Origin of the sequence: Dinghuibacter silviterrae (genome assembly GCF_004366355.1) — a bacterium.
In the GTDB taxonomy this organism is placed as follows: Bacteria; Bacteroidota; Bacteroidia; order Chitinophagales; family Chitinophagaceae; genus Dinghuibacter; species Dinghuibacter silviterrae.
Genome location: NZ_SODV01000001.1, coordinates 3866900 through 3891413, shown reverse-complemented (window position 1 = coordinate 3891413; position 24514 = coordinate 3866900). Strand labels below are relative to the sequence as shown.

The 24514-nt window shown below is 54.5% G+C and carries 25 protein-coding genes and 1 pseudogene; 14 read left to right on the top strand and 12 right to left on the bottom strand.

Annotation, left to right across the window (positions count from 1 at the left end; all coding sequences use genetic code 11):
- Nucleotides 1-49: 49 nt before the first annotated feature.
- The gene (locus tag EDB95_RS16805; RefSeq protein ID WP_133994957.1) at nucleotides 50-1321 is read right to left on the bottom strand and encodes a hypothetical protein; all 1272 of its coding nucleotides are present in this window, start codon (nucleotides 1319-1321) and stop codon (nucleotides 50-52) included.
- 108 nt (nucleotides 1322-1429) lie between these two features.
- On the opposite strand from EDB95_RS16805, the gene EDB95_RS16800 reads away from it, so the two are divergent.
- The 3 genes from EDB95_RS16800 to EDB95_RS16790 are packed head-to-tail and all read left to right on the top strand — an operon-like array spanning nucleotide 1430 to nucleotide 5846.
- Entirely contained in the window at nucleotides 1430-4429 is a 3000-nt protein-coding gene (locus tag EDB95_RS16800; protein ID WP_133994956.1) for a sensor histidine kinase, read from the top strand.
- The gene (locus EDB95_RS16795; protein WP_162852638.1) at nucleotides 4362-5081 is read left to right on the top strand and encodes a LytR/AlgR family response regulator transcription factor; all 720 of its coding nucleotides are present in this window, start codon (nucleotides 4362-4364) and stop codon (nucleotides 5079-5081) included. Before EDB95_RS16800 ends, EDB95_RS16795 begins: the two co-directional genes overlap by 68 nt.
- Nucleotides 5082-5141: 60 nt before the next feature.
- Nucleotides 5142-5846 (top strand): hypothetical protein, encoded by a 705-nt coding sequence (locus tag EDB95_RS16790; RefSeq protein WP_133994954.1) that lies wholly within the window; start codon nucleotides 5142-5144, stop codon nucleotides 5844-5846.
- Here the strand turns inward: EDB95_RS16790 and EDB95_RS16785 are convergent.
- Nucleotides 5830-6321 carry a hypothetical protein gene (locus EDB95_RS16785; protein WP_133994953.1) on the bottom strand — a complete coding sequence of 164 codons (492 nt, stop codon included), beginning with the start codon at nucleotides 6319-6321 and terminating at the stop codon, nucleotides 5830-5832. The genes EDB95_RS16790 and EDB95_RS16785 overlap by 17 nt on opposite strands.
- 50 nt (nucleotides 6322-6371) lie before the next feature.
- Between EDB95_RS16785 and EDB95_RS16780 the strand changes: the two genes are divergently transcribed.
- Nucleotides 6372-6803 (top strand): GNAT family N-acetyltransferase, encoded by a 432-nt coding sequence (locus tag EDB95_RS16780; RefSeq protein ID WP_133994952.1) that lies wholly within the window; start codon nucleotides 6372-6374, stop codon nucleotides 6801-6803.
- The gene (locus EDB95_RS16775) at nucleotides 6800-7093 is read left to right on the top strand and encodes a DUF1330 domain-containing protein (RefSeq protein ID WP_133994951.1); all 294 of its coding nucleotides are present in this window, start codon (nucleotides 6800-6802) and stop codon (nucleotides 7091-7093) included. The genes EDB95_RS16780 and EDB95_RS16775 overlap by 4 nt, the downstream gene beginning before the upstream one ends.
- Before the next feature lie 9 nt (nucleotides 7094-7102).
- On the opposite strand, the gene EDB95_RS16770 is transcribed toward EDB95_RS16775, so the two are convergent.
- From EDB95_RS16770 to EDB95_RS16760, 3 genes are read right to left on the bottom strand one after another with little or no spacing between them, the layout of a single operon-like run.
- Complete coding sequence (locus EDB95_RS16770) at nucleotides 7103-8311, bottom strand: RNA polymerase sigma factor (protein ID WP_211352111.1); 1209 nt, start codon at nucleotides 8309-8311, stop codon at nucleotides 7103-7105.
- Complete coding sequence (locus EDB95_RS16765; protein WP_133994950.1) at nucleotides 8292-8642, bottom strand: YciI family protein; 351 nt, start codon at nucleotides 8640-8642, stop codon at nucleotides 8292-8294. The genes EDB95_RS16770 and EDB95_RS16765 overlap by 20 nt, the downstream gene beginning before the upstream one ends.
- The gene (locus tag EDB95_RS16760; protein WP_133994949.1) at nucleotides 8639-9196 is read right to left on the bottom strand and encodes an FMN-dependent NADH-azoreductase; all 558 of its coding nucleotides are present in this window, start codon (nucleotides 9194-9196) and stop codon (nucleotides 8639-8641) included. Before EDB95_RS16760 ends, EDB95_RS16765 begins: the two co-directional genes overlap by 4 nt.
- A 450-nt stretch (nucleotides 9197-9646) precedes the next feature.
- Here EDB95_RS16760 and EDB95_RS16750 point away from each other — a divergent pair, with 450 nt between their 5' ends.
- The 3 genes from EDB95_RS16750 to EDB95_RS16740 are packed head-to-tail and all read left to right on the top strand — an operon-like array spanning nucleotide 9647 to nucleotide 11614.
- Nucleotides 9647-10414: a hypothetical protein gene (locus EDB95_RS16750; RefSeq protein WP_133994947.1), complete on the top strand. Its 768-nt coding sequence runs from the start codon at nucleotides 9647-9649 to the stop codon at nucleotides 10412-10414.
- A 34-nt stretch (nucleotides 10415-10448) separates the two neighbouring features.
- Nucleotides 10449-10898, top strand: a complete 450-nt coding sequence (locus tag EDB95_RS16745; protein WP_133994946.1) for a GNAT family N-acetyltransferase — start codon at nucleotides 10449-10451, stop codon at nucleotides 10896-10898.
- Nucleotides 10895-11614 carry an SMI1/KNR4 family protein gene (locus EDB95_RS16740; protein WP_133994945.1) on the top strand — a complete coding sequence of 240 codons (720 nt, stop codon included), beginning with the start codon at nucleotides 10895-10897 and terminating at the stop codon, nucleotides 11612-11614. Before EDB95_RS16745 ends, EDB95_RS16740 begins: the two co-directional genes overlap by 4 nt.
- A gap of 30 nt (nucleotides 11615-11644) precedes the next feature.
- On the opposite strand, the pseudogene EDB95_RS16735 reads toward EDB95_RS16740, so the two are convergent.
- A pseudogene (locus tag EDB95_RS16735) lies at nucleotides 11645-11755 on the bottom strand (YidH family protein); the annotation flags it as partial.
- Between the two features lie 38 nt (nucleotides 11756-11793).
- Here EDB95_RS16735 and bluB point away from each other — a divergent pair.
- Together bluB and EDB95_RS16725 are read left to right on the top strand one after the other, a co-directional pair.
- Nucleotides 11794-12465: a 5,6-dimethylbenzimidazole synthase gene (gene bluB, locus EDB95_RS16730; RefSeq protein WP_133994944.1), complete on the top strand. Its 672-nt coding sequence runs from the start codon at nucleotides 11794-11796 to the stop codon at nucleotides 12463-12465.
- Nucleotides 12466-12517: 52 nt separating this feature from the next.
- Nucleotides 12518-13039 (top strand): hypothetical protein, encoded by a 522-nt coding sequence (locus EDB95_RS16725; protein WP_133994943.1) that lies wholly within the window; start codon nucleotides 12518-12520, stop codon nucleotides 13037-13039.
- Here the strand turns inward: EDB95_RS16725 and EDB95_RS16720 are convergent.
- The 3 genes from EDB95_RS16720 to EDB95_RS16710 all read right to left on the bottom strand — a co-directional run bounded on the left by EDB95_RS16720 (nucleotide 13036) and on the right by EDB95_RS16710 (nucleotide 16485).
- Nucleotides 13036-13965, bottom strand: a complete 930-nt coding sequence (locus EDB95_RS16720) for a DUF2268 domain-containing putative Zn-dependent protease (protein WP_133994942.1) — start codon at nucleotides 13963-13965, stop codon at nucleotides 13036-13038. The two genes, EDB95_RS16725 and EDB95_RS16720, sit on opposite strands and share 4 nt — an antisense overlap.
- Nucleotides 13966-14039: 74 nt before the next feature.
- Nucleotides 14040-15260 carry a hypothetical protein gene (locus EDB95_RS16715; RefSeq protein ID WP_133994941.1) on the bottom strand — a complete coding sequence of 407 codons (1221 nt, stop codon included), beginning with the start codon at nucleotides 15258-15260 and terminating at the stop codon, nucleotides 14040-14042.
- Between the two features lie 13 nt (nucleotides 15261-15273).
- Entirely contained in the window at nucleotides 15274-16485 is a 1212-nt protein-coding gene (locus tag EDB95_RS16710; RefSeq protein ID WP_133994940.1) for a hypothetical protein, read from the bottom strand.
- Between the two features lie 206 nt (nucleotides 16486-16691).
- Here EDB95_RS16710 and EDB95_RS16705 point away from each other — a divergent pair, with 206 nt between their 5' ends.
- Genes EDB95_RS16705 through EDB95_RS16695 form a run of 3 tightly spaced genes read left to right on the top strand, consistent with a single transcriptional unit; the run spans nucleotide 16692 to nucleotide 19994 of the window.
- Nucleotides 16692-17999, top strand: a complete 1308-nt coding sequence (locus EDB95_RS16705) for a cytochrome P450 (RefSeq protein WP_133994939.1) — start codon at nucleotides 16692-16694, stop codon at nucleotides 17997-17999.
- Nucleotides 18000-18003: 4 nt separating this feature from the next.
- Nucleotides 18004-18741, top strand: a complete 738-nt coding sequence (locus EDB95_RS16700) for a methyltransferase family protein (protein WP_133994938.1) — start codon at nucleotides 18004-18006, stop codon at nucleotides 18739-18741.
- Entirely contained in the window at nucleotides 18738-19994 is a 1257-nt protein-coding gene (locus EDB95_RS16695) for a glycosyltransferase (protein WP_133994937.1), read from the top strand. Before EDB95_RS16700 ends, EDB95_RS16695 begins: the two co-directional genes overlap by 4 nt.
- Here the strand turns inward: EDB95_RS16695 and EDB95_RS16690 are convergent.
- The gene (locus EDB95_RS16690; protein WP_133994936.1) at nucleotides 19969-20727 is read right to left on the bottom strand and encodes a hypothetical protein; all 759 of its coding nucleotides are present in this window, start codon (nucleotides 20725-20727) and stop codon (nucleotides 19969-19971) included. The genes EDB95_RS16695 and EDB95_RS16690 overlap by 26 nt on opposite strands.
- Complete coding sequence (locus EDB95_RS16685) at nucleotides 20724-21326, bottom strand: hypothetical protein (protein ID WP_133994935.1); 603 nt, start codon at nucleotides 21324-21326, stop codon at nucleotides 20724-20726. Before EDB95_RS16685 ends, EDB95_RS16690 begins: the two co-directional genes overlap by 4 nt.
- Before the next feature lie 76 nt (nucleotides 21327-21402).
- Between EDB95_RS16685 and EDB95_RS16680 the strand changes: the two genes are divergently transcribed.
- The gene (locus tag EDB95_RS16680) at nucleotides 21403-22449 is read left to right on the top strand and encodes an SBBP repeat-containing protein (RefSeq protein ID WP_133994934.1); all 1047 of its coding nucleotides are present in this window, start codon (nucleotides 21403-21405) and stop codon (nucleotides 22447-22449) included.
- On the opposite strand, the gene EDB95_RS16675 is transcribed toward EDB95_RS16680, so the two are convergent.
- Nucleotides 22450-24474: an arabinofuranosidase catalytic domain-containing protein gene (locus EDB95_RS16675; RefSeq protein ID WP_133994933.1), complete on the bottom strand. Its 2025-nt coding sequence runs from the start codon at nucleotides 24472-24474 to the stop codon at nucleotides 22450-22452. It lies immediately after the preceding gene.
- Between the last annotated feature and the right edge of the window lie 40 nt (nucleotides 24475-24514).

Sequence of the window (24514 nt, the reverse complement as noted above, 5' to 3'; positions counted from 1 at the left end):
TATTGTAAGCGATTTTAACAACCTGATTAGGACTGCTGCTTCTTGTAGTTTAGTATACGACCGAGTAAACACCGTTGTTGTTGGCCTCAATGATCGTCACCTGGTTCTGGCCTGCCGCGTAGCAAAGAATGGAGGTCGGGCCGTCGACCCTTCCGGTACCGTTAAATACGACGAACTTGTCGCCGATATAAGAGGGACCATCGGTGATTCCGTTGTATTGCATCGGGTAGCCAAAGAACCCGCTTGATCCGGTATAGGGGTCGGTGCTGCCGGCAAGTCCCTGGTCAATACCGACAGATCCGCCGCTGCCCGGCCTGTACCAAAGCTCTGTTCCGGCATAATACGTCGCATCATACTCCAGAATCCTGTCTTGTGGCTGGGAAAGGTCGATGCCGCCAGGCTCCCCGCTGGTGGACGCCACTGTCCTGGTAAAGGTGCTGGAATTGGCCGTATGCGTGAATTCCCAATAGATACTGCTGCCTGGGCGATAACAGATCAGCGCCAGGTTAGGCTCCTGCCCCTCGGCAAGAATCTGGTCGGTGGTCCCTCTAAGGTCATAAGAGACAGGCCGGCCGGTACTGGCGTCAAATCCGGGGACACCGCTGGTGCTCTTGACCACGGCTACATAATTGGGGGTAACCCCAGGGCCGAAGTTGGCGGCTTGTTGCTGGATAGCATAAAAGTTCCCGGAACCGGGGCGATAACAGACCAGGGAGTTCCGGGTGCCGTTGCCCATGTCATAGGGGATGATCTTGTCATAAATGGACGTCAGGTTGTAACCGCCAACGCCGGTTTGGGACCAAACAATCGTATTCCAGTGACCCGGGTTTCCATCAGACGAACGTTCGAGGATCTTGAAGTTATACCCGAGCGCATCACTGCCGCCGGGGGTGTAGATGATCAGGTGATCTGCCCTTCCATATCCATAATAGTCAAACGCGATGACGTGGTCACCGCCGAGTTCGGGGAAATCTTCGGTGGCGCTGGAGGTGGATACGGGTTGCCAGGGGTGGCCATCCTGCAAAAAGGGATAGGTCGTGATCGTGCTCCCGTTCACCTCGACGACCTCCGGATTAAAATTGTGCTCCAGGTCATACACCAGGAGACAGTTCAGCCCGGCCTGGTTGTCGTTGCTGCCGGATCCGTTGTCAAAAGCAGTGATCCTGGTGGACCCGTAACTCATCGGGATACCGGCGAGCGTGCTCTGATATCCCTTGGCCTGCCCGCCCACCTGTACGCTGGAAGGCTTAAGACTTTTGCTACAGGCAGACGCCAGCAGGAGCACTGCGGGCAGCAGCGCGGCATAGACTTGTTTTTTCATGACTGTTTGATTTTTCTTTGGCGATAAAACTAGGGGAAACAGATAAGTATGGATGACGAAATATACATTCGCGGCTTAATCGTTATATTCGCAGTAATCAGGAAATAATTGCGTATTTTTTTTCTGCTTATACTCCTTTTGTCCTTCGGGAACGGGGCCGGTGCACAGGAACTGGCGCATATCCAGTATGCAGTGACGGATGGGTTACCGAGTTCGGTGATCTACCAGTGTCTCCAGGATAGGAACGGGTTTATGTGGTTTTGTACCGACCAGGGGGTCAGCCGGTTTGACGGACGGGTTTTTCGGAACTTTTATAAGGAGGATGGGCTGCCGGACAATGACATCCTGAAGATGTACCTGGATTCCTACGGGAATGTGTGGTTTATATCCCTCCTGGGCATTCCCTCGGTCTGGTATAAGGGGCACATCCGGAAAATGGAGGACTGTCCCGGTGTCTACGCCATCACCGAAGACCATCTCCATGGGACCATTGTGCTGCAGTGTAATAATGTTTTGGAAAAAGGGCATGTCTACTTAGGCAACTACACCTCACCCAATACGCCCGGGCACTGGCGTTTTACACCCTCGACCTGCGATATGGCGCGCGAAAGGGAGGGCCTGGGTCCCCCCACCCTCCGGGCCTCGTCCGCCAGCTGTAATTTCCTGTTCAACTATGTGGAACCCCATATCTTTTCGGTGGGGATCCAGAGAGCGGGCGGGGCGGTGTGGCGCAGCCTGCCCCTGGACATCCACTGTGCCTACGTACCGGAATGCGCGCGCTCTTTTTTCACCGTCATGCCCGACCAGCGGTCTTTCTTTTTCACCACGGACACCTTTTACCGCGTGGACAGCGCGGGGATCCATAAGGGCATCCCCTTGAGCAGGCTGGGGGTCACGATCGGCAGCGTGAACGACGTCTTTTGCGAGAACGACAGCACGCTTTGGGTGTGTACCACCAACCGCGGCCTGATCCGGGTAGACCATTTCTGTAACGGGCCGGTGACCCTTCGTTATTATTTCCCGGAGGCCTATTGCACGTCCATCCGAAAGGACAGGGAAGGAGGGTATTGGCTGACGACCCAGAATGACGGGGTATATTATATCCCCGACCTTGATGTGCGCTACCTGGGCGGGACGGTCCTGGGCAAGGACGTCAAGTGTATCCGGGAGGTAGGTAAGGACAGCCTGGTGGCGGGTTTGTCGAACGGCAACTTCGTCCTGGTGACCGATAAAGGTGCCCATCTGCGGTCGCTCCTGCCCTTGAATGTATGCAACCGGAACGACCGGTTACTGGACGTGGTCTGTTGGAAACCGGGCCAGTATATTATGGCCACCGACCGGGGGTTGATGAGCGTCACGGCCGGTGGCATCGGATTCGTTGCAGACAGCGGACACGGCGTCAAAGGCGTTTACCTGTTACCGGATGATTCTCTCCTTTTTGCCGCGTCAGATGGTCTTTTCAAATTGTGGCGTCAACCACCGGTCAACCAAAGATTATGGACGAGCAGGTGCACCTGTATCAACGGACTGGGTGACCGCTACTACTGGGGCACCTTGCGGGGTTTGTATGAACATGATGAGGACGGTACCCATTACCTGGGCGACTTGCTTCCTCCCCTTGGCGGGGTCATCAACCACGTCGATATCGCCCCGGATTCGACCGTATGGGTATCCACCCAGCAGGGGGTCATTCTCCTGAGACATGGACAAGCCATGGCGATTGGCGTCGCCCAGGGCCTGCTGAGCAACCTGTGTAAAAATGCCGCCTTTTCCGGGGATGTGGCCTGGATATCGACGGACAAGGGGATTTCCAGGATACAGTATGCCTGGGTTGACAACCGGTTGGCCTTTACCGTGGGCAACATCACCGAAATGGACGGCCTCCAGTCCAATAACGTCAGCCAGACCACGCTCTCCGGCGGACTCGTTTGGGCGGCAACGGCCAATGGCATTTCCCTTTTTCCCGCAGATTATATCCCCCACCCGACCCAGGAACCCCTGGTGTATATCAACGACCTGGATACCGGCGCCGTGACCATCGACTATAAAGCGAATAAGCTGGTCGTGGACCTTTCCGGGATCTCGTTCCGGAGCGGGCAAAAGATCACCTACCAGTACCGGTTGGCGGACCTGGACAGCCACTGGGTCCATACGGACAACCACCGCCTGGAATTTACCGCCCTCCCCTATGGCCGGCATACCTTCGAGGTCCGGGTTTCCGACCGCTGGGGCTGGACGGGCAGCCAGGTCAAACGGATCGTTCTCAACGTCGTCCCTCCCTTCTGGAGTACGCTCTGGTTTACGATCCTGGTGTACCTGGCGGTGAGCGTGCTGACCGGTTTTTTGATCTTTGCGTACTTCCGTTGGAGACACCGGGATACGGTCCGGGAATTTGACATGGCCGACCTGGAAATGAAGGCGCTCCGGGCGCAGATGAATCCGCACTTCATTTTCAATTGCCTGAGCTCGATACAGTATTACATCCTGGACGCCGACATCCGGAACGCCAACCTTTACCTGCATAAGCTGTCCACCCTGATCCGGAAGATCCTTCAGCACAGCCCGGATACCTATTCCACGCTCAGCGAGGAATTGTCCGTGCTGGGGCTTTATATGGAAATGGAAAAGCTCCGGCTGGCGGGCCGCCTGGAGTATCGCATCGAGGTGTCCAAAGACATCGATCCGGCCAGCGTATTGTTGCCGACCTTGTTCGTACAACCCTTTGCGGAAAATTCGATCATCCATGGGATCGTACCGCTACAAGACCGCACCGGTACGGTACACATCGATTTCCGCCGGTCGGGCAATTACCTGTTGTGCACGATCGCCGACAACGGCGTCGGGATCAACACGGCCCGGAGAAAGGCGCCCAAGGAAGGCCATACCTCCATGGGGCTCCACAACCTTACCGACCGCATCCGGATCATCAATGCCCTCCGGAAGGAGGACGTGCTGCTCAAGATCGTCGACCGGTCAGACACCGAGGCCGGCGGACAGGGAACCGTTGCAGAGATTTTTTTCCCACTATACAATCAAACCTATGTCTATACAAACCATTATTCTGGAAGACGAAGAGCGCAGCCTCAAGGTGATGTCAAACCTAATTGAACGGTATACCAACGACATTGCGCTGGCCGGCTCTGCAGGGTACGTTGACAAGGGCGTGCGGCTTATTTCGGAGACGCAGCCGGAACTGGTATTTCTGGACGTCCGGCTCGCGGACGGCACCGGGTTCGATGTGCTCAAAAAGCTTCCCGAGCGGGACTTCGAGCTGATCTTTGTCACCGCGTATGAAGAATACGCCGTGGACGCTATCCGTGCTTCCGCTTCCGACTACCTGTTGAAACCCATCGGTATCCCTGAATTCGAACAAGCCGTCAGCCGGGTCAGGGCAAAAATTTGCGAGAAAAAGAAACGCTTGTCCTTCCCGGACCGTAAGATCGGTGTCGCCACCCAGGCCGGCTATGAATTTATCGAAACAAAAGACATCACCTGGTGCACCGCGGAGGGCAGCTATACCCATTTCTATATGCAGGGAGGGCTGCGGATGCTCTCCACCCGGAACCTGGGTTTTTATGAAGAACTGCTGGACGCCCAATATTTTTTCCGGATCCATCATTCCACCATCATCAACCTCCGTTTCCTGAAAAGCTTTATCAAGGGCCGGAACAGCTTTGTCGTTTTGATGGATGGGACCAAGCTGGAGATTTCTCAGCGGCGGAAGGCGGAGTTTCTGGATATGTTTTTCCCGGAAAAATAAACGTCTTATAATAATATTGCCGTCCAGGCCCTGTTGAACGGGCACGACACGCTTTCTTTGATGCTCCACACCGCCGAAAGCGGTCTGACACTCACGGAGGAGACCACCGCCCGTTTGCACGACCTTCGGTTTACCGGGACCGTGAGCGGTGTCAAAAGCTGGGGCGGCAATGCCAACAACGCACGGTATGGCAAAGGCTCCCTCCAGATCGGCGGCCTCCGCTGGGACAGCCTGACGGTCTGGGAAGACCAAAGATCCGGGCATTTTACAGACGGTAAATTCGGGCTCGATCTTTTTGCCCATTGGGTCGTGGACGTCGACTTCGCCCGCCGCGTGATCGTTCTCCGGAAACACCTGCCCGACACGAGCGGCTTCCAAAAGCTGCCCCTGAGCGGCACCGGGTCGGAGCATTTTGTCAACCTGGGCTGTGACACCCTGACCCACCCATTCCTGATCCATTCGGGCTATTCGGGCGCGTTGCTGCTGGACGATGCCTTTGTCGCCGCACACGGGCTCGACCGGACGTTACAGGTCGTGGGCGAAAAAGAGCTCAAAGACTCCTTCGGCCATGTCCTGAAGGTCCGGACGGCCGTGCTGCCCGTGTTGCACATCGGAACGGATACGCTGCGGGACGTACCGGTGGGATTCTTCCAGGGGGTCATCGGAACGCAACGCATCAGCCTGCTGGGCGGAGACATCCTACGAAGGTTTCACCTCCTCTTTGACGCAGACCGTCGCTATTTGTGGATTACTCGCACAAGCTAAGGTCGTCCGTACCGAGCGTGCTCATCTGGATCAGCTTGACCCGCCCCGCCGCTCCGGCCGCGGTATAGTGCAACACCAGTGTCCCATACTGCGTTTCGTAGGCGTCCCAAAGCGCGTCTTTCACCTTCGGGTTGCCCAGGTATTTGAACAGGATATTCCGGGGAGCGCCCAGCACCCGGAGCGTCATTTTCCCCTTGAAATGGGGCCCGATTTCAAAGTATTTCCGGTCGGCATAAAAGGCAACATCCTTGTCTTTGTAGTAGATGACGGCGCCACATTTACCGGCAGGGTCCGAACCCGTGCTACAGGGGACCGTCTTTTGGAACTCCGCAAACCCGTTGTTGGGCTTCATCCCATTGATGGTCCCGTTCAGGAGGTCCACCGTAATGTCACCGCAGGTGACTTTTGGCCTGAGTTGGGCCTGGCTGACGGCGGCCATTAAAAACACACATGCAAACAAGGTCAGACGTTTCATAAAGGGTTGTTTGACCGGTGCTATAGCAAATTTCTTGCTAAATTGGGTAAATGGAGATCAAAATGTTGTCTGCGCGGGATTTGTCCATGTTTTCCGACCTGCTGGAGGTGTTGGCGGAGGCGTTTGGCGGGCCCTTTGGTGGCTCGACCGGTTCCGCTGCCTTGTTGGGCAAGCCCCATTTCCTGGCGGTGGTCGCGCTTGATGGTCTCCGCGTCGTGGGAGGCCTGACGTCGTATATGCTCGAATCCTATACGTCTTCCCGGCCGTTGTTGTATGTCTATGACCTCGCGGTGGCCTCCGCGTACCGGCGGCAAGGAATCGGGACCGGGCTGATCCGGTTTATAACGGCGTATGGCCGTGAAAACGGGTTTGAAGAAATCTTCGTACAAGCCCACCGGGCCGACAGCTACGCACTGGATTTCTACCGGCGGGCGGGCGCCACCTCGGAAGAGGACGTGGTTCAATTTTCTTTTTCGTTATGATCTATATCACCCAGCTCATCTATCTGCACCCCGGTGAGGAGGCCTCTTTTGACGCCTTTGAGGCCGTTGCCATCCCCCTCATCGCGCGGTATAACGGAACGCTTTTGTTCAGGATCCGGCCCGCTTTTATTGAAGGCGACGCACCGCCTCCCCATGAGGTCCACCTGGTGTCTTTTCCGACCGAGGCCGACTTTGAGGCTTTTGGAAAGGACCCGGAGCGGAAGGCGGTGCTTCATTTGAAGGAGCGGTCGGTGGAGCGGATCGTGCTTATCAAGGGGAATGCTTTATAGCGGCCGCGTTTAAACGCTCGCAGCAGCTTGTAACCGCTCCAGGTTCTGGCGCTCCTCTTTGGAGGCCGACAGCTCGATGGCCTTTTGATAGTGATGTATCGCTTTGCCGGGTTGGAGACCGGTATACAAAAAACCCAGCAGTTGGTGGTAGGTGCCCATCTGGTCTAGCCCCAGCTTTTCGGCCGCGGGTATGGCGGCGGCGTGGCCGTGGACTTTTGCGAAAGCGAAGGTGCGGTTCAAGGCGGTGATGGGGGAATATGCCAGGGTCAGCAACTGATCGTAGAGGGAGAGGATGTGGGGCCATTTCTGGCTGTTGTCCGCAGTCGTATGCCAGTACGCGATAGCGGCTTCAAGGTGATAAGTGGACACCGTGTCCCCGGTGAAGGCGTTGACCAGGTAACTGTTGCCCCTGTCGATCAACGATTGGTCCCAAAGGCTTTTATCCTGCTCGTCAAAAAGAACAGTCTGCCCCTCGTCATCCGTCCGGGCATCGAGGCGCGAGCTTTGGTAACAAAAGAGCGCCATGAGCGCATCCGCCGCCGGTGTGCCGCTCAATAGATGTGTCAGCCGCATGGCTTCCATACAAAGGTCTTTCCGGATGAGCCGGTCATGGGTTTTCGAGAAATACCCTTCATTAAACAACAGGTAAAGCGTTTTGAGTACGGCGTCCAACCTTGGGCCGGTTTGTTGAGGTACCGTTATGCTGAAGTTGACATTCCGCAGCTGTGCCCGGGCCCTTTGCAGGCGTTTTTTGATGGTCTCCGGTTTGGCCAGGAAAGCACCCGCGATCTCTTCCACGCCAAAACCGCAAAGCACTTGTAATGCCAGGCAGATCTGGGCGCTTTGAGGAATCACCGGGTTGCACACCGCGAAGATCATCGCCAGCTGGCTGTCGTGGATGGATTGGTCGCTGAACTCGACCTCCGGCTCCGCTTCGTCTGTTTTAATAGCGTCCCGGACCTTTTGCTCAAAGATGGCCGTGTGTTTGAGGTAATCCCTCGCCTTGTTTTTGGCCACCGTATACAACCAGCCCGTCGGGTTGTCGGGTATGCCGTGTACCGGCCAGTACTCGGACGCTTTTAAGAATGCGTCGCCCGCGATATCCTCTGCCAGCTCGATGTGCTTCAGGCCAAAATGACGGCACAATACGGCCGTCATTTTGGAGAACTCCAACCGGAAAAGGTTGGGCAATAAGTCGCTATAATTGCTGGTGGACATAGACCTGCATGACCTCACGGACCTCCACGCTCCCGCCCACTTTGAGCAGGGGGCTCGCCTTGGCCAGCTGGACAGCCTCGTCCAGCGTTTCTGTTTTGACGACGATGTACCCGCCGATAAATTCCTTGATCTCCGTAAAGGGCCCGTCGGTGACGACGTCGCCCGCTTTTACCGTTCGCGCTTCGGTGACCGAAAGGGTATTCCCCTTGTTGGCCAGTTTGCCGGCCGCGACAATCCCCGCCAGCCAGTTCATACGCTCCTGTATCTGCTGGGGTGATGGCTTGGCCATCGCCGGATCGTTCAGGTGGAAAATGAGTGCATATTCTTTCATTGAATCTCTTTTATAAGGTGATCGACGTCTTCCTGCCGGATCTCTTTCTGAAGCGTCCCCTTTAGCGTCAGCACGGTTATGTCTGTAAGCCCCACTTCGGCCAATATCGCTTTCAGGTAGGGGCCCACAAACCCTTCCGGGTTGATCAGCCGGCCGGAGGCGACCGCGACGTATACCTTTTTTTGTTCGAAGCCGCGCCCGCCTTTTCCACACGTTGCTCCCGGCCGCACGAGCTGGTCGATCCACGCCTTTAACAACGCCGGAATCGCGAAATTATGCACCGGCGTGCCAATAACAATAATGTCCGCTTCGCGGACTTCGGCGATGACCGTGTCGGAATAACGCAGTAGGGCTTTTTGCGCGGCTGTCCGTTGCGTTGGATCCGTGTAGACCACGTGTATGTAGGCCTTGCTCACAAAGGGAGGGACGTCCTCGTCGAGGTTCCTGGTGGTTACGTCGCCGGGCGGGAGCTTTTTTAAAAGCGCGTTGGCAACCTTAACGCTTTGGGAATCAGCGCCGCTTGGACTGGAATTGATGTAAAGGATCTTGTTCATGTGGTAATGACGATCGAGGGGCGTTTTGGGGGACAGGAATTTTACCTTTTTTTTGCCCTATGCCATCGCTTGTCACGAACTAGGATTTTTTGATATATTCGGTTATATGGACTCAATCAGGATCAGATGCCCCAAATGTGCATGGGAACCCGACGGAAAACCCTACTGGAAGTGTACCTGCGGACACCGGTGGGATACATTTTCTACCGGTGGCCGGTGCCCGGCCTGCCAAAAAGTTTGGGAGGATACGCAATGCATCCCTCATGCCGGAGGCTGCCATAAATGGTCGCCGCACCTGGATTGGTATGAAAACCTGGACAACGTCGTGGATGAAATAAAGCAGGAAATTGAAGCGCCCGCGCATTCTTCGTCGAGGCGTTTGGTTTAAACAGCAGGACCAATCGTTGAAAAAATAACCAAGCCGCCCGGGTTGCGCATACCTTGTTGTCTATGACGACATCCCTGGTAAACTTTGCCCGCTACAGCTTTGCCCTCGCCCTGGTCGCGTTTGCCCTCCAGCAGGTTCAGTATGACTCCTTCCGGCCGCTCATATTGCCTTGGCCGAACGGGAATACCATCGCCGTTTACCTGTCCAGCGCGGTGATGATCGCCGCCGCCGTCGGGCTGGTCGTCGCGCGAGACCTCCGGTGGTTCGCCTCCCTCCTGGGCATGGCCACCCTGGTTCTGTTCCTCGCCGGGCACCTGCCGTACGAATTGACCCACAACCTGTCCTCGATAGGACCCTGGACCAATACGTTCAAGGTCCTTGCGTTTGCCGGAAGCGCCTTTATCCTTGCGGCCGCCTACCCGGTGAAAAAGGTAAGCAAAGTCCAGGAAGCCCTTATTCCCTTCGGTCCCGCGATGCTGGGGGTTTTTCTTGTCGTCTGCGGGATCGAACACTTTGTCTACCTACCCTTTGTCAACACGCTCGTCCCCTCCTGGCTCCCCTGGCACAGTTTCTGGACCATTTTTGCCGCCATCGCTCTCCTGGGGTCCGGTCTGGCGCTGATCTTCCGCATACAGGTCCGGCTCGTGGCGGCCCTGCTCGGGATCATGATTTTTCTTTGGGTATTTATGATCCATATTCCCCGGGCGTTCGCCTACCCCGATCTTTTGGAAGGGAATGAGATCACCAGCGTTTTTGAAGCGCTTGCGTATAGCGCGGTCGCGGGAGCGTTGGCAGTGACCGCGTCCCCGACGCTACGCCTCGCGATTTAACCTACACACGCTGGTTTTTGCCCTATATTGTGGCATGCACCAGGTCTCTTTCCGGCAAGCCACTGCGGACGATATTCCCGGTTTGGCAACAATCCGCGCCGTCAGTTGGGGCAGTGAAACCTATTGGATAACCCGGATCACCGGCTACCTCGCCGGCACAGTGAATCCCCAAAAAGCCCTGGAACCCCGGATCATTTATGTGGCGCTGGTCGAAGACCAGATTGCCGGGTTTATCGGCGGACACCTCACCCAGCGTTTTGACTGCGACGGCGAGCTGGAATGGATCGACGTACTGGAGCCTTACCGGAGGCTGGGCATCGCGTCCCGGCTCATTACGAAATTATTCCAATGGTTTATTGAACGGGGCGCGTTCCATATCTGCGTCGACCCTGGAAATGACATTGCCCGGCAGTTTTACAAAAAAAACGGAGCGGAAATGCTCAATCAGCATTGGATGCATTGGCCAAATATCAACCACTCATGACACCGCTGGAACAGCTTAAAGCCTTGTTGAACGAACGATACGTCACCGAAGACGAAAACGAATACCAGGTCGTCCTCTCAGAAGGATTGACCGATGAGCAAATCGACCGCCTGGCCGCGCAACTGCCCCAGTCCCGGATCCCCCCCGACATCAGGGAATTATTGCAGTTCGCTGCCGGTTTTGAGTTCGACCCCGTGGAGCAGGTCACCTTTGATGGTGTCGGTCAGTTCGGGCTTGAAAATATCTTTCCCCATTCCGTGCAATTGGCCGGCGACGGATACGGCAATTTCTGGATCCTGGACGTCGACAAAGAAGGCGAATGGGGGAATGTCTTTTTTGTGGGCCACGACCCTGCGGTGGTGGTGAAACAATCAGAAAACCTCACTGAATTTATCCAACACCTGGATGAATTTGGGAAAAAAGGACCTGCCTCCAACCTGGACAGGGTGCACGAAGAGATCTGTCCGCGGATATTTCACAAAGAAGACGGCTTTATAGATGTCGTACCGGCCCGTGCGTCCGGCGATCCCGTCCTGAAAGCATTCGCCACCGGATTACCCGACCATTTTGTGATCGCAGACCTGAGGGGCAAACCGAACCACTCCGGTTTTGCCTGGGGCAAATACGGGCCCCACATCGAACACGCCGTCCGGCATGAGCATGAGCTGCTTTGGGGATTTGAGAAAAAGGGGGGGATTTTTAAACGTTTCCGATAAGATACACCATTTTACAAAAAGCGAAAACTTGACGACGACAAAGCCAAAGGCCATGATGCCAATCGCGGTGCGGATCCAGGCCAGGAAGGTGCGCTCGTTGGCGAGGTGGTCGCTTAGATGAGGATTTTCCTGCGTGCTCATGTTTTTTAAAGGTACTTGAATTTCCCTATCTTTCCCCCATGGAAGCCCCCCGCTCAGGCAAGCTCTACTCAACCACAGAAGCCGACATTCTCTACGACATCATCCGCAACCGCCGGGACGTCCGTGGCAACCGTTTCCTGAACAAACCCCTGGAAGAAACGGTCGTCCGGCGCGTGATGTCGGCGGCCTTGCATGCCCCATCGGTGGGCTTTTCCCAGCCTTGGGAGTTCGTTCTGATCCGGGACGCGGCGGTAAAGCGGGCGGTGTATGACAGCTACGTGGCGGAAAAGGATAGGTCGGTGTCCCTTTTCGCGGACGACAAACAACAAACCTATCAGCAACTGAAGCTGGAGGGTATCCTGGAGGCGCCGTTGAATATTGCTGTTTTTTACAAACCTTCTTCGGGCCCCGTGCTGGGACAAACGGCTATGCAGGAGGTGGGCCTGTACAGCGTTGTTTGCGCGGTTCAAAATATGTGGCTGATGGCCCGCGCCCTGAACATCGGGCTTGGGTGGGTCAGCATCCTGGACCCGGAGCACGTGGGGCGCATCCTCGGGGCGCCGGAGCAGAACCGTCTCGTCGCCTACCTGTGCCTGGGGTATACGGATGGCTTTTATACGCAGCCGGAGCTGGAATTGTTGCAGTGGGAAAAGCGGAAGCTGGAGGAGGCGGTCATCCTGGAAGAGGGATACGGTCGAGGGTTAGTTTGATCAAAGGTTTTGGTATATTTATACCACCGAAGGTATTTAAAATCCCTACTCCATGAAATGGTCCCTCTTACCTCTAATGTTGCTCATTGCACTTGCCTCCTGCAAGAAAAAAAGCAACGACACCCTCGTCACCTTCTCCGTGAACGGCACGCCCTGCAGCTTTTCGGGGGACGGTGGTAACGCCGCCTACGTGGCCTATACGAGCGGCACGATAGACAGCTACCTCTTTACATTCAACGGATCACACGGCGACAATCTTAGCTTTGCCTTTTATTCGGTGGTGGGTTTCCAGCCGGTAACGGGTTGGGCAACCGATTCGCTGATACCGGGGAATGAATATCAGGAGCGGTCTACCTATTACAGCACCCCGGCGCAATTGCTGTCTGTTGAAGTGACGCCCACGGCGACGTGGCATATTTATTTGACCATCACCAAAAACGATGGCAAAACCCTGGACGGGACGTTCTCGGGTCTTATCGTGGGAGAAGACGCCCTAGCCAATGACAAAAGTGTAACGGATTCGATCAGTAACGGCGTGTTTAAGAATATACCGATTTCACGAACCTTTGACTAGGGATGGTCATACCCGGACCGGCGTATAAAATCATCCAAGAAAGCGGTGTCTTCCAGCGGCAGGGTCAGTATGTCGTGGAGGGCCTGTTGTTTGTCCGCGCTTCTTTCGTAATAGGATTTGCATATAGCGTAGCCCATATAATAGCCAAGGTCAGAAACGGCTACCGAAGAACCCATGTTGTAGAGCCAGCCGCTGATGTCCCGGCCGTGCATCTGGGTTTTGAACAATGTCCAGAGTTCGCGGTCGTGCTGCAGGCCGTACGTGATATAGGGTTGTGTCAGCGGCTTTTCCAGCAGGCGTTCGGCCATGAAGTCGCACATCCCCTCCGCCAGGCAAAACCCGAGAAGGTTGGTGGCCCTCCGGTCTTCCATATCGCCGCCCTGTTGTTGGGTGTGGGTCAGTTCGTGGGCAACCAGGTAGGGAATTCCCCGGTTGGTTTTGTAAAACTTTTGAAGGACGGGGTTGAGTCCTTCGGCATCGACGGTGCTGTCCCCGGAGGCAATTTCCGATCCTATCAGCACCCTTGTTTGCGTGGTGGTGCCGCCGGTACCAAGATAGCCAATGACAAAATAAACCTCCGGCTCGCGGAAGGAGGGATATAGTTTCCGGTACCGTTGCATAAGCTCCCGGATCCGGGGCGCCTCTTCAGGAATAGCCAGTGTTTTTCCCCGGATAGAGGACCAAAAGGCGGGGTGGGCATCGATGCTCATTCGTATTCTCGCTGCCGTCCAGTGACGGATGGCGCTGATGTCCTTGAGCCCGGCGCTTCCCTGGTCGAGGTACAGGCGTTGTATAAAGCTATCCTGTGCGACCGTGTCCGTTACGGTGACGACGCTGTCATAGGCTTTCCAGAAGTGGGTAATGTCGGTGGTGCTGACCAGTGGCCATGGGCGAAGCAGCAATGAAAAAAGGGCGAATGTGAGCATGCGCGGGGAAGGTACCAAGAATGCCGCGCCTGAACAAATTCGCCCCGCCGCTTTTAAGAGCCTGGCGGCAGCCTTTAATAGGCATCCGACCAGCTAAAGACAGGTCCCTCCTCGATGAGGGCCACCTGGTTCGCCCCGCCGGCGTAGCAGGCCATGGAACTTTGACCCATGCCCGACCCGTCAAAGGAGATGATCTTGTCGCCGATATAGGAAGGGCCGCTTTGCCCGTTGTACTGCATGGGATAGGTCAGGAAACCGCTGTTGCTTACCCAGGACGGCCCCGTAGTAGGCCCGACATAAACGCCATTGTAGGTAAAATAAACCGACTTTACCGTGCCTCCGTTCCCCGGCCGGTAGCAGAGGAGATAATTCCCGTAATAGAGATTATTCCCGGACCAGGGGACCATCCGGTCCTGGACCTGGGAAAAATCGAGGATGCCCGGGATACCGGAACGGCTCGTCCAGTCTGCTTCGAAGTAGTCATAGTAAGGGGGATGCTCCAGGTACCATACATACCCGTACCCGGGGCGGTAGCAGACCAGGTCCATCCATCCCGCCTCATCAAAGAGCGGTACGATCTGGTCATTGACGCCTTTCAGGTCAAAACCGCCGATACCGGAAGAGCCAAAGTCGACCGCCACCCAGTTGGGGTTTGCGGTGGATGTGGGTTCATTCAAAATGACCCAGCAGTAGCCGTTTCCAGGCCGGTAGCAGATCACGGAGCTCATATAGCCGGATCCGAAGTCATACGCAATGATCTTATCGGTCGTACCGTGCAGATCGTAGCCGCCGATACCCCCGCCATGACTGTCCCAAATGACGTTCCAGTCGCCGGGGGTTCCCGTACTCGAATGTTCCAGCACTTGTACCTCCCCGGTTCCGGGCTCATACATGAGCAGGTGATCCAGGTGCCCGGTACTGTTCATGTCAAAAGCCGTGATGTGCGTACCGCCGAACTCGGTGTAATTATTGGTGGCGGCTGTAAACCCATAATAGGGGCTTCCGTTGATGGTAAACGTGTAAGAGGGCATGGAAGTACCCTTGATATTATATACCATGGGCGTCGTGCTGTTGTTGCAGTCGTACGCCAGGATATAGCTCATCCCCGTTCCTGTGGCCAGGTCAAAGGAAACCAGTCTCGCCCCGGGTGAACTCATGGGAAAATTGGGCAAACCCGATTGAAGCCCCTTTGCCGAACCCGTCAATTGTACGGAGGAAGGGTTGAGGGCCTTTTTACAACCGGCGCCCAACAAAAGGGCGGCCGCCGCAACGATGTACATTTGGTGGAGTCTCATAAGAAAGGTTTTATTAATAAACGCGTGTATAGCTGTTTGATCCGTTCAGGTCATAGATCTGCGCCAGACTCGTCCCGTTCTGGTAACCGATGAGGGTACTCAACCCCCAGGAAGGACCATTCCCCTGAAAACTGATCAGGTGATCACCGATGCCACCCCCGGGATAAGGATTGGCGTTCATGGGATAACCAAAGGAGGAACCGATCGCGCCTCCCGTACTGTAATAATTGACCACCGTAAGACCGGGATTGCCCGGGCTATAACAAAGCAGGTGATCCTGCAGACCCGAACCGCCGGGATCATAAGCAATGATCCGGTCCCCCTGGTGCGTACCGGTGAAGTCTCCAAAGCCGCTGTGGGTTGTATATACAGCAGTGAACGTGGTGCTGTTGCTGTTGTGGTTCAGGATCCAGATATAGCCATAGCCGGGACGAAAACAAACCAGGCCTTCATTCCCCGCAGCCGGGTTCGTGTCAAAGGTGATGATCTGGTCGGAAGTTCCCTTCAGGTCGAACCCGCCAATCCCAGAAGAACCTTTGACCACGCCGACCCAGGTGGGACTCTGGGCAGTACCCTGGTTTTGAATCACCCAGCAGAACCCGTTGCCGGGCCGGTAACAGATCAGACCGGTTTTTGGTCCGGACCCGCCTATTTCGAAGGGAATGATCTTGTCCGTCAGACCGGCCAGGTCATACCCACCAATGCCAGGGGAAGTGGAGTACCAGTATTGGTGCCATATCCCCGGTGTAGCAGTGGGCGCCAGCAGGGCCGCAAAACTCTCTCCCGGGATATAAAGCAACAGCCAGTTGGGATGTCCCGATCCCGTAGCATCATAAGGGAGAATATGAACCCCGCCTATCTCATTATAATAATCCGTGACGGGCGGCCCTCCCTGGTTAAGGGTATAAACGCCGCCATTGTCCAGAAGCACTCCCTGGGAGCTCCATAAATTGTTGATGGTACCTCCGGTCACCTGGCTCAGCTCCACCACACCCGTGCCATCGTCATAGCTCAGCAGACAGCTCAAACCCTTCCCATCATTTTGGTCATACGCGACTACCCTACCGGTCTCGTAGGGCAATAAAAAACTGGGCTGGTTTAAGGGCCCGGGTGATCCCGCCCGCGCCCCGGTTTTTAAAGACAAAGAAGAAACGGGGTCTTTTTTACAACCTGTCGTCATAAGCAACAACAGAACGATGCCTGAGCATAAAAGATTGATTTTCATAAAGATATTATTGAGGAGGGAAAAAGAAGGGGGCGCCCGCCAAACTACTCAATTTGCTGAAGTAAGGAGTCGGTATTATACATCTGCCCTCTTCCATCGATAACTGCAATACGTCCGGCAACAACTGCATTTATGCACAAAAAACGCCTTCAGAGCTTGCCAGACGTGAGGAATACGTTTATATTCAACATACATTCCCACTTATTGTGACATCTGCAAACGTCCTTCCTCCCAAAGCAACGTTCAGGAGTGCTGTCGGCTCTCTTTTTGACCCGATCGACTTCTTTACGGCCAACATGCTGAAGCATGACGCCATCTTTCGTTCCGGGTTGTTCAAATTCTCGGCCTACGTCCTTCATGACATCGACCTGATCAAACATGTGTTGCAAGACAACAACCGGAATTATGTAAAAAACGACAAGTATAGTTTTCTGATCCTTTTGGGGAACGGCCTGTTTACCAGCGACGGTGAGCCCTGGCTCAAACAAAGAAGGATGATCCAGCCGCTGTTTCACCAAAAAAGCATTGTCCATTCCATGGAGATCATGATCTCCGAGGCGTTGAAGTTTGTCCATACTATCCGCGAGGAAGTAGACATTACGGACGAGATGGGCAAGCTGACCTTGAATATCGTAGGGAAGTCGCTGATCGGCGCGGAAGACACAGAACAAACCATTGGCGTCATCAGGGAAGAGCTGATCAAGTGCCAACGCACCGGTAGCGTCTTGTTAAAGCTTCCATTGAGCCGGTACCCGGAATGGCTGACAAACACCGTCTTCCTGCGAAAGTTCAAGCGATCCATGGATACCCTGGACAGTATCGTCACCAACATTATCGAACGGCACAAGACAGACACGGAAAGGATCAACATGCTGGCCCTCCTCCTTAGCGCCGGCATGACCGACAACAAGCAAATAAAGGACGAGGTCATGACGCTGCTGCTGGTGGGGCACGAAACCACGATGCTGGCGCTGACCTGGACTTTCTATCTCCTTTCGCAACATGAAAATATCAAACAAAAACTCTATGAAGAAATAAACGCCGGGATCGGGCGCCCCGAAAACATCACCTACGAAGGGTTGAAAAAGCTGACTTTTCTGGACTGCGTGGTGAACGAAAGCATGCGGCTTTATCCACCGGCTTATGTCTTTGGGCGTAAGTCGGTTGATGAGGATTGGCTGGGGGAATACTATGTCCCGAAAAATACCGACATCGTCATCAACGTCTGGGGCCTGCACCGCAATCCCAAATATTGGGCGGAGGCGGACACCTTCGATCCGTCCCGGTTTGAGGGCGTTGATGCTTCCAAAATGCCGTTCATCCCCTTTGGCATCGGCCCCAGGATGTGTATTGGCGCTGCCTTTGCCTTTTTGGAAATCAAAGTCATCCTCACCGCCTTTCTTTTGGCGTATGATTTTTCGGTGGTCAATACAACCGTCTATCCGCACCCCCTGATCACGCTTACCTCCAATCAAAACATCCGGTTGCGTCTGTTCAAAAGAAATAACCTATAAAGCCATGAATCAGCTTCTAAACCACATTGAGAAAAGGGTTTGTCTGAAAAACAAACTCCTGGTCTGGGTCCTTATGTCGCTTGCCATCCTGATCTGCCTGATTTTGCCGTCCATCCCCAACCTGTTCCTGGGAAAGTATGAAAGCTCGCTGGCCGTCGAGCAGCTCCTCTTCTGGCTTGCCTGGTTTGTCTGGCACGGCATTTTTTTCGCCAGGAACCGGCTCCGGTATATGAAAAGCAAGGTCAACCCCTACAAACATGCCTTTTACAGGGACATCATCTGGGGCGTGGCGTTCGGGGTCTCCCAGATGTTGCGTCCTTTCTACTATTGCCTCGTTTCCGGTTCTTTTATTTTCCATTTTCTCCGGTTCTTTGGGGGCGGCGCCCTGATCTTCCTCGGGCTGGGTATTATGCTGGCAGGTTTCCAGGTCATCGGTCTTTCTAGGGCGGGGTTTATTGATGAATTCATACATATCCATCAAAACAGTATATTTAAGACCAGCGGTATCTATTCCTACGTCCGCCACCCCTTGTTTTCCGGGGCGATATTTGCCTCTTTGGGCTCGGCGATGCTGGCGGAAAACCGCTATATTATCCTGCTGGGCGTGATCAACTGCCTGATCCTCCCGGTCTATGCTTACCTGGAAGACACCCGCCTTTGCAGGATATGGGGACATCCGTATAAAGAATATCTTCGTCAGACCAATGCTTTTTTCCCAAACCTCAATAAGCTGTTTTCTTGAAGAAAATCGTCATCAGTACTTTTGGCTCACTGGGAGACCTGCATCCCTACCTGGCGCTTGGCGTGGAGCTGACACGCAGGGGTCACCAGGTCACCATTGCCACCAGCGACATCCATGAGGGCAAAGTATCCGGCGCCGGTTTGCACTTTCACCCGGTACGGCCCTCCATCAGCTTTATGGATGTAGCGCTTGCCAAAAGGGCCATGGACCTTGTAAAAGGACCGGAGGTCGTGATGCGGGAGCTGATTTATCCATATATACAGCAGACGTACGAAGACCTGTTTGCAGCCTGTGTGACCGCCGACCTCCTGGTTAACCACTCGATCAGCTTTGCGGGGCCCATCGTGGCCGAAAAACTAAAGATGCCCTGGGTATCCTGTGTGTTGTCGCCCAATGCCTATTGGTCGGCCTATGATCCGTCGGTAATCTCCGTTTCTCCCATGCTGGCGAACCTGCCGGAAAAAGGCCGGTTGATCAATTCCCTGTTTATCCGTTTGACGAAGCAGATGGTCAGGAGCTGGAGCGCACCCGTGTATCATCTTCGGGCCAGCCTGGGGCTTCCCAAAGGGAAAGACCCTATTTTTTATCAACTCCATTCGCCCTTTCGGACGCTTTCCCTTTTTTCTTCCATTTTTGCACAAAAGCAAAAGGACTGGCCGTCCAATAACCTTATTACCGGTTTTTGTTTTTACGATGAGCCGGAGGTCCACGACCCGTCGTTGCGGGATTTTTTATCGGCGGGAGAGGCGCCTATCCTTTTTACGCTGGGGTCCGCCGCCGTTGTTGCTGCCGGAAACTTCTATGAGATCTGTGTGGAAGTGCTTCATCGTATGAAACGAAGAGGGATCCTCCTGGTCGGAGACGGTGCTGTTTTTAAAGACACAAACATCTTTGCCACCCCGTATTTGCCTTATGGCCAGGTCTTCCCAAAGGCTGCCCTCATCGTCAATCAAAGCGGCATAGGGACCGTAGGCCAGGTGTTGCGCGCCGGGAAACCGATGTTGGGGATCCCCTTTAGCCACGACCAGCCCGATAATGCGGCCCGGGTGAAACGCCTGGGTATGGGGCAGTTGATCTACAAACAGCATCTTACGGTGCAAAAAATGCAGAAAGCGCTAACCGCTCTTTTAAATAACCCGGTATACTTTTCACGGGCTGCCGCTGTCGGGGACATGGTCCGGCAAGAGGACGGTCCTGCGAGCGCTGCCGACGCCATAGAAAGGGTTTTTACTGTTCCGTCAACTCACCGGTAAACTGGCCGCTGACACCACTGTCCGTGTCGCCCGCCTCTATACTGCAGAAGGAGATGCGCAATTTCCCATTCACATGGGACACGTATACTTTTTGCCCGGGGTTGCTTTGAAAATAATAGAACCCGTCGAAGTTACAGGCCATGTTGATCACGTCTGCATCCTGATCCGGTTCAAAACTGGGAATAGACGTGGTATAATAAATGCCATCCTGTGGCTCCGTATTACCGTTGTAAGAATTGAAAACAAAGTCATATTCCGGGGCCCCCACTGCCTGAAAGGCGTGCAAAACAATCGCATTGTACGAGAGATCATACGTTTTTGTAACCGTGACCGCGCTAAAATCCGGAATCCCCGTCGTAGACGTCACCTGGTTGTTTGTCAGGCTGCAGGAGGGGGTTCCCTGGGCATACTTGACGCGTATGTACACGCTATCCGTAACTGCCGGGCAATCCACCTCGGAAGCTGTACAGTAGTACCACCCGCTTTGTTTAAGCTGAATCCCGGCCAGGGTGATACCGTTCGAACCGGTATAGGATTGATAAAAGAAATTGTCAGGGCCGGACCAATTGTAATCCATGTTCAGATGGTTGGCATAAATAACAACTGTATCCCCCACCACGGGCGTCGAATCGTTGGGGGTGAGTCTTAATCCGGCAGGACAGCCGGTGCCCTCCTTTGACTTCTGGCAGCCAAAGCAAAGCGTGGCGATAAAAAGGAAATACAACTTTTTCATAAGGGTATCATTGCGGACAAACGGAGGTTGGTCAAAATGTTGGAATTATCGTCCACCAGGGGCTTAAAAACAAAGTCCAGGTTCCCCCTCAATTCGATGATGACGGGTTGAATACAGTATTGTATGCCGGTATTCAATTGAAGGCCATAAAGCATCGAACCATGGGCACCGCTACCGGCGTCATAGGAGGGCTGGTAAGAGGTCCGCTGCTGCGCATATATAAAATCGAACCCGCCGCCGACATAAGGGTTGATCTTTTTCTCGTCGGCAGTTGTCACCAGCAGTATTTTGGACCCTATCACATTATAGACATAGGAAAACCTGGTGTTTACCGAAGCCTGGCCTTGCGGAACGCCATTGCGGTCGTACACTTCGGTTGTTCCTTGTGACATGGTTTTTTCGAAATAGGAGGCATCCAGGTACAGGCTGATCCTCTCGTTCTTTTCAATATATTCACATCTGAACGTGGGGCCGAAACCTCTGAATTTTTCGCTGGCCCCGGGAACGTTGAAGGTGCCATATCCCCCGCCCATAAAGACCTGTGCGCGAACGACTGTATGCATCAGGGTACAGACAAGGAGGGCAAAAGGAAGACGCATAGGGTGAGGTAAGATTGGTGGCCCGCAAGATAGGGAATAGTCTCCTCCGTCGAAACATCATTAAACAAGTGCACGCATGCGCCAACAGATGCGGATATTGGCCCATAACCGATGCGGCACGGGCGAAGCTTTTTTTGTGACGCTCAACGGACAGCCGTTCAAGATCATCGCCGCCTGTTCTGACAGCGTCCGGGCGGTCGTTCCTCCCATGGCCGGCTCGGGGAACATCGTGTTGTCTTTCGGCAACGATACCTTCCAGGGCCCGCAGGTCAATTACCAATATGTGGTCACCGTATCCACCATCGCCGGCACCGGCGCGGTGGGGAGCGATAATGGACCCGCGCTGTCCTCCTCTTTTTACTGCCCCTGGGGCATCACGACCGACGCCAACGGCGACCTTTATATCGCAGACAACTATAACCGTCTTTTGCGGAAATACACCGCCTCTTCTGCGACCGTTTCGCAGATCACCATTCCGGACACGTTGCCATTTTATTCTCCCTATAATATCGCTTTGGACCGGAAGACACACAACCTGTACGTCACGGACTTCAACGTACACCTGGTCAAGGTCCAGCCGGACAACAGCTTTACGCTGATATACAACGGTACGATGCCCACCACGGGTATCGCTGTGGGTCCCGATGGCTTTCTCTATATGTCCAACAACAACTATGGCACTGTGACCCGCCTGGACACTAACGGTAACAACCAGACGCTTTTTGGCAACAATATCCTCACCCCTCGTAACCTCACCTTTGACAGGGACGGCAACCTCTATGTCGCAGCCTACGGCATCTACAGGATAACACCCGGTGACGTACAAAAAGAGATTTACCTGGACACGGCCTTCAAGGGATGGGAGATCGCACGGGATGCGTTTGGGAACATCTACGAAGCGGATCACTTCAACAACAACCTCCGGATGATCGAGGCGTGCAGCGGGAAGGTCTTCACCATTGCGGGAAGCGGTGCAGCGGAGGACGTCGATGGGATCGGGCTAAACGCCAGTTTCAACGGGCCGCAGGGCCTTTGTATCGATGACCGCGGAGTGCTGTATATGACGACGTTTAATTATGGGACGAATGGAGGGAATAAGGTCCGGAAGATTACGATACGGTAATTATTCCTTCACCACCTTCCCTACCCCCACAACGCCGCCCTGTATCACCTGTACGATATACATCCCCGGCGACAACCGGCTCAGATTGGTCAGGGTAAACACATTTCCCCCTTTTGTCGCGGTATATTCCTGGCGCAGTAAAGTGACCCCGGTGATCTCCAAAAGCCGTACCTCCACCGGACCGCCATTGGGTACGGTGGCGGTAATGTCCAGGTTGTTTTTGAACGGGTTGGGAACGATTTTGTACACCTGGGGGGAAGTCGTATTGATACCCGCCACAACGACGTCCGAAAAGAAATACTGCCCGTTTTTATACACCAGCTTTAACCGGTAGTAATTGCTTTGGAGCGGGCTACTATCGGTGAAGCTGTAGGACGTGGCATTCTCGCTATTCCCTGCCGCGTTGACCTCCCCTATGGCTGCCCAGGTCTTGCCATCGGCACTGCGATCGATCTCAAAAAGAAGGCTGTTGTTTTCCGACTGGGTTGTCCAGTTGAGCAGCACAGCGTGGTTTGCCGGTACGGCGGTAAACGGATTGATGACGATGGGCAGCGTGATGGGTGTAGCGGACACGATATAGACCCCTGTTCCCCCGGAAAAGCTGGGGACGCCATCGAACTCCGCGTAGTTAACGCCATTTTTTGTCCCATATACGGGCGTCAACGGAAGGATCGGGCCCTTTATATAAGGGACGGGGGTTGCCGTCAGGCTGTCCTGGTTAAAAGGACCGCCCACCGTTTTAAACCATTGGAGGTTGCTCACCACGTTAGACCCCGTTTTGAACGCCAGCGCCGCATTGAGCGCGGCCGTCGTGTCTGTCGGGTTGAAGAAGAAGCGCACATCGACGGGGCTGGTCAGCGGCGTATGAGTGAATACATTCCAGTAGCGGCCCATGGCGAAAATGCCATTTGTCCCGGATGTGACGGAATAACCCGCCGTGGCTGGATTGGGGGCAACGGTGAGGTCGATGGAATCGATCGCAAACGTGGCATTGGCCCCCGTACTACCGGGGTCTTTTGCGATACCGAACAGCAGGTTCAACGGGTGGGCGGGATCATAATAATACGCCCATGGGCCATCCTGCGTACAGGCATACAGTGCTTTGCTTGTCGCATTATTCGGGGAGAGGGCGGCCGCCGTACTGCTGCAGGGATCAAACCCGAGTGAATAATACCAGTTCTCGTTATAATTGATGGCCTGGCGGTCCGCATCCGACAGTACGGAGTTAAACAAAATGGTTTCTGAAAAAGCGCCCTGCCCGGCAGGGCTTACCGCGTAGTCAAACCGGACACCGACAAAGCCCATCACGGGTGCGCTGAAAGGCAAAATAGAGGCTGTCGTAGACCCAAGCAATGCCGTATTCAGATACATCAGCGAATTTCCGTTGTTCCTCACCGAATTGATCGACATAAGTGACTGTGTACTGCTTACGGTTCCCGTGGCAACGATATTGTTGTCTTCGAACTGTACCCATATTGCTGCCGGGAATAGCTGTAGATCCAGCTGGTAGGTACCCAGCCCCTCTGATATGGAAAGGCTGCTATTGTCGCGGGACCTGCAAACTTCCATGCGCGTGACCTGGTACGTCCCGTTTAACTGGCTTACGGGCCCGTAGCTTAGAAATGCGCTCATGGACGTGTAGAGGGAAGGCCAGCCGTTGTCCCTGTTGATCGAGCCGCCCACCATGATGTACGGCATGGTGGAATCTGCGGTCGGCGTGGCGTTGTAACCATTGCCGCTTTGGTCGTACCATACACTCACATAACCGGTGTCCGTGCCGACAAAGGCCTTCATCGTAGCCGTATCCAGGTCGCCGGCGCCCGTAAACCCGATATTGGCCGTAGCCTTGTCATGGCTGCGACACACCTTGAGGTCGTACCCCGTATACGCCGAACTTAACTGACGCACGCTAAAGGCGACAAGCGCGGTCGCCGTCGGATTGCCGGTCTTATCCAATGTATTTCCCGCCAATACGCTGTTTGCAAAGAGGCAGGCAAGTAGAGTTGCGGATACCTGGATTTTCATTGTACGGATTTTAGCTACGCTGGAATACGGATACGAAGTT

Excerpts from the sequence above, each read along its gene's own strand:
- EDB95_RS16805 (WP_133994957.1), bottom strand. The coding sequence starts at position 1,321 with ATGAAAAAACAAGTCTATGCCGCGCTGCTGCCCGCAGTGCTCCTGCTG.
- EDB95_RS16795 (WP_162852638.1), top strand. The coding sequence starts at position 4,362 with ATGTCTATACAAACCATTATTCTGGAAGACGAAGAGCGCAGCCTCAAG.
- EDB95_RS16790 (WP_133994954.1), top strand. The coding sequence starts at position 5,142 with ATGCTCCACACCGCCGAAAGCGGTCTGACACTCACGGAGGAGACCACC.
- EDB95_RS16785 (WP_133994953.1), bottom strand. The coding sequence starts at position 6,321 with ATGAAACGTCTGACCTTGTTTGCATGTGTGTTTTTAATGGCCGCCGTC.
- EDB95_RS16780 (WP_133994952.1), top strand. The coding sequence starts at position 6,372 with ATGGAGATCAAAATGTTGTCTGCGCGGGATTTGTCCATGTTTTCCGAC.
- EDB95_RS16775 (WP_133994951.1), top strand. The coding sequence starts at position 6,800 with ATGATCTATATCACCCAGCTCATCTATCTGCACCCCGGTGAGGAGGCC.
- EDB95_RS16770 (WP_211352111.1), bottom strand. The coding sequence starts at position 8,311 with ATGTCCACCAGCAATTATAGCGACTTATTGCCCAACCTTTTCCGGTTG.
- EDB95_RS16765 (WP_133994950.1), bottom strand. The coding sequence starts at position 8,642 with ATGAAAGAATATGCACTCATTTTCCACCTGAACGATCCGGCGATGGCC.
- EDB95_RS16760 (WP_133994949.1), bottom strand. The coding sequence starts at position 9,196 with ATGAACAAGATCCTTTACATCAATTCCAGTCCAAGCGGCGCTGATTCC.
- EDB95_RS16750 (WP_133994947.1), top strand. The coding sequence starts at position 9,647 with ATGACGACATCCCTGGTAAACTTTGCCCGCTACAGCTTTGCCCTCGCC.
- EDB95_RS16745 (WP_133994946.1), top strand. The coding sequence starts at position 10,449 with ATGCACCAGGTCTCTTTCCGGCAAGCCACTGCGGACGATATTCCCGGT.
- EDB95_RS16740 (WP_133994945.1), top strand. The coding sequence starts at position 10,895 with ATGACACCGCTGGAACAGCTTAAAGCCTTGTTGAACGAACGATACGTC.
- bluB (WP_133994944.1), top strand. The coding sequence starts at position 11,794 with ATGGAAGCCCCCCGCTCAGGCAAGCTCTACTCAACCACAGAAGCCGAC.
- EDB95_RS16725 (WP_133994943.1), top strand. The coding sequence starts at position 12,518 with ATGAAATGGTCCCTCTTACCTCTAATGTTGCTCATTGCACTTGCCTCC.
- EDB95_RS16720 (WP_133994942.1), bottom strand. The coding sequence starts at position 13,965 with ATGCTCACATTCGCCCTTTTTTCATTGCTGCTTCGCCCATGGCCACTG.
- EDB95_RS16715 (WP_133994941.1), bottom strand. The coding sequence starts at position 15,260 with ATGAGACTCCACCAAATGTACATCGTTGCGGCGGCCGCCCTTTTGTTG.
- EDB95_RS16710 (WP_133994940.1), bottom strand. The coding sequence starts at position 16,485 with ATGAAAATCAATCTTTTATGCTCAGGCATCGTTCTGTTGTTGCTTATG.
- EDB95_RS16700 (WP_133994938.1), top strand. The coding sequence starts at position 18,004 with ATGAATCAGCTTCTAAACCACATTGAGAAAAGGGTTTGTCTGAAAAAC.
- EDB95_RS16690 (WP_133994936.1), bottom strand. The coding sequence starts at position 20,727 with ATGAAAAAGTTGTATTTCCTTTTTATCGCCACGCTTTGCTTTGGCTGC.
- EDB95_RS16685 (WP_133994935.1), bottom strand. The coding sequence starts at position 21,326 with ATGCGTCTTCCTTTTGCCCTCCTTGTCTGTACCCTGATGCATACAGTC.
- EDB95_RS16680 (WP_133994934.1), top strand. The coding sequence starts at position 21,403 with ATGCGCCAACAGATGCGGATATTGGCCCATAACCGATGCGGCACGGGC.
- EDB95_RS16675 (WP_133994933.1), bottom strand. The coding sequence starts at position 24,474 with ATGAAAATCCAGGTATCCGCAACTCTACTTGCCTGCCTCTTTGCAAAC.